The organism is Bacillus sp. LL01, assembly GCF_001037965.1.
On sequence record NZ_LFEL01000245.1, the window covers coordinates 1 to 3378 of the forward strand.

Consider the following 3378-nt stretch of genomic DNA (forward strand, 5'->3'; position numbering starts at 1 on the left):
TGCCAGCGGTAATGATTAATGCATTAGCGATTGCTGATACAAATACAACAGGTGTGATGCGCGAGGCATTAATTTATGCTAACGTCATTGGTTCTGATCTTGGACCGAAAATTACGCCAATAGGATCTTTGGCAACGCTATTGTGGTTACACGTACTTTCAAAAAAGGGAATTAAAATCTCGTGGGGCTATTACTTTAAAGTTGGGATCATCTTAACAGTACCTACACTATTTATCACTTTAGTCGGACTTTACCTCTGGCTAGTTATCATCTTATAGAAACATTACTACTACGAAAAACAAAGGAGTTTTTAACATGTCAAAACCAATCATTTATTTCTTATGCACAGGAAATTCTTGCCGTAGTCAAATGGCAGAAGGCTGGGGAAAGAAATACCTGAGTGATAAATATGATGTTTATTCTGCTGGGATTGAAGCTCATGGTGTGAACCCTAATGCAGTAAAAGCAATGGCAGAGGTGGATGTTGATATTACAAACCAAACATCTGATACAATCGATCAAGAAATTTTGAAAAAGGCTGATCTTGTTGTAACTCTATGCGGTCATGCTGCTGACGTTTGTCCTGCTACACCACCAAATAAAGAACGCGAGCACTGGGGATTTGATGATCCAGCTAAAGCAGAAGGAACAGAAGAAGAGAAATGGGCATTTTTCCAACGTGTTCGTGATGAAATTGGCGATCGTATTAAAACGTTTGCCAAAACAGGTAAATAAACATTCAAGAAAGGGTCGGCTTTATGGTCGGACCCTTTTCCCTCAATAAAAAGACATTCATTAAAGGAGTTGTCAAAAATGGCGAAAATTAGAATCTATGACCCTGCCCTTTGTTGTCCGACTGGAGTTTGCGGCCCTAGTGTCGACCCTGAATTAACGAGAATTGCAACAGCTATATTTATGTTAGAGAAAAAAGGTGTAGATATTGCTCGCTTTAACCTGGGAACAGAGCCACAAGCCTTTATTGATGATCAAACGGTCAATCAATTATTAAATGAAAAAGGAACCGATGCTTTGCCTGCTGTAGTCGTTGATGGAAAGGTTGAGTTAATTGGAGAATATCCTTCAAATGACCAATTAGCTGAGTGGACCAAGGTGGATTCAAGTGAATGGACGAAAGCGCGGACAACGTCGAAGGGGATTGAATTGTTGTAATGACTATTAAGCGATCAGAGCAAATCAACCGTCGTTTTCAACCGGAACAAGAGAACYTTACACCATACCTTTTCTTTACTGGCAAAGGGGGAGTCGGGAAGACCTCGACAGCCTGTGCAACTGCTGTATCCCTAGCGGATCAAGGAAAGAAAGTATTGCTTGTTAGTACGGATCCGGCATCAAATTTACAAGATGTTTTCGAACAAGAAATAGGGTATAAAGAAACGAAGATTAACTCGATTGAAAACCTTACTGCCATAAATCTTGATCCTGAAGAAGCGGCTTCAGCTTATCGAAATGAGGTAATAGGACCGTATCGAGATAAACTACCTGCACCAGTCATCGCTCAGATGGAAGAACAGTTATCAGGTGCATGTACAGTGGAGATCGCAGCATTTGATGAGTTTGCATCGATTCTGACAAACACGGAGAGAACGAACCCGTATGATCATATTATTTTTGATACAGCTCCAACCGGACACACCCTACGCTTATTGCAGTTACCGACTGCATGGTCAGGTTTTTTAGATACAAGTACACATGGGGCCTCTTGCCTTGGGCCTCTCTCAGGCTTAGCAGATAAGAAAGCTTTGTATGAACATACAGTTGAGGCTATTTCGGACTCAGCAAAAACAACACTCATTTTGGTGGCCAGACCAGAACGTTCCACTTTAGAAGAAGCAAATCGTGCTTCAAAAGAATTAAAAGAGATTGGACTAGAAAATCAGTGGTTACTCATTAACGGAAAAATGCAAGCTTATCTTAAAGAAGATCAGACGTCTGTTGCTTTTTTTGAACGACAAGAACAGGCTCTAAAAGACATGCCAACTGATTTAGAGAAGGTTACGACATTTGAACTCCCTTACGTTCCTTATCAATTAACAGGGATTGATTCATTAAGAATATTATTTGCAGAAACCCCTGTAAATCCTCAACCTTCAGAACCATTTACTCAGCTTGAAACGGATTCTCTTTCTGCAATCGTTGATGACCTTTCTAAAAAGAAAAGTGGTGTAGTATTAACTATGGGGAAAGGTGGTGTAGGGAAGACGACAATTGCCGCTGCAGTAGCAGTAGGTCTTGCTGAAGCGGGGCATAAAGTGAAATTAACAACCACTGATCCTGCGGCACATCTTGCTTCGCTGTTTGGTGATGAAAATAGTCTGATTACAGTAAGTCGTATTGACCCTAAAGCTGAAGTGGAAGCCTATAAAAAAGAGGTGTTAACCACTTCTAGTGAGCATTTAGATGCGGATGGTCTTGCTTATTTAGAGGAAGATTTAAATTCTCCTTGTACAGAAGAGATTGCTGTATTTAGAGCATTTGCAAATGTTGTGGAAGAAGCAAACGATGCTTTTGTTGTGGTTGATACAGCTCCCACTGGTCACACGCTTCTTTTACTAGATGCAGCACATTCTTATCATCAAGAGATCGTGCGTGGAACGGGGGAAGTRCCTGAATCAGTTACGACATTACTTCCTAGATTGCGAAACCCAGAAGAAACCGATGTCATCGTTGTGACATTACCAGAGGCGACGCCAGTTTATGAAGCTGCGAGGTTACAGGAAGATTTGGTGCGTGCATCTATTACTCCTAGCTGGTGGGTCATAAATCAAAGTTTCGCAAAAACGAACACCGAAGATCCGATTCTAAATGAGCGTGCTGTAAGTGAACAAGTGTGGATCGATCGTGTTACGAGTCAGTATGCTAACAAGTCAGTTKTCATCCCTTGGCAAACACAAGCGATAGAGGGGTATGAACAGTTAAGAAAGCTTTAAAGAAAAGAAGACCTGTTGACATTCTGTTTAATGTCCTGTAAAGTCTTCCATGTAATTAAATAGTTCCTCGTTAGGTGAGGCTCCTGTGACGGAGATACGCTGCTGCCCAAAAATGTCCAAAGACGCCAATGGGTCAACAGAAACCATCGACATAAGGTGGTTTTTAATGTAGCTGGAATGATGCATTCCTATGCCGCACAGTGCTAAAGCTCTACGAATGGAGGATGAGGGAATACTGATAATCTTATTACAGATTAATCATTTATTTAGTATTGGCATCTTCTATTATAGAAGGTGCTTTTTGTTTTATTTTCCCTTTTAAAAGGAATATAGAAAGTGAGGTGGTGCGAAAATGGATAGCCCCAGACAACTAATTACATCATCTAAACGAAACAATCGAATGAATCAAGAAGATCCATTTCCCCCCTCA

Annotated in this window: 4 protein-coding genes and 1 riboswitch; all 4 genes read left to right on the top strand. The window is 40.8% G+C overall.

What is annotated here, in order from left to right; translation table 11 throughout:
* The coding region (locus tag AB685_RS28800) for an ArsB/NhaD family transporter (RefSeq protein ID WP_047974039.1) at positions 1-278 on the top strand (278 nt) is incomplete at its 5' end.
* A 37-nt stretch (positions 279-315) separates the two neighbouring features.
* Positions 316-735, top strand: coding sequence for an arsenate reductase (thioredoxin) (gene arsC, locus AB685_RS28805; protein ID WP_047974040.1), 420 nt, complete (start codon positions 316-318; stop codon positions 733-735).
* Between the two features lie 78 nt (positions 736-813).
* The gene (arsD, locus tag AB685_RS28810; protein WP_047974041.1) at positions 814-1170 is read left to right on the top strand and encodes an arsenite efflux transporter metallochaperone ArsD; all 357 of its coding nucleotides are present in this window, start codon (positions 814-816) and stop codon (positions 1168-1170) included.
* Positions 1170-2948 (top strand): arsenical pump-driving ATPase, encoded by a 1779-nt coding sequence (arsA, locus tag AB685_RS28815; protein ID WP_047974042.1) that lies wholly within the window; start codon positions 1170-1172, stop codon positions 2946-2948. The genes arsD and arsA overlap by 1 nt, the downstream gene beginning before the upstream one ends.
* Positions 2949-3007: 59 nt before the next feature.
* Positions 3008-3177: riboswitch (M-box (ykoK) riboswitch) on the top strand.
* The last annotated feature ends 201 nt before the right edge of the window (positions 3178-3378 follow it).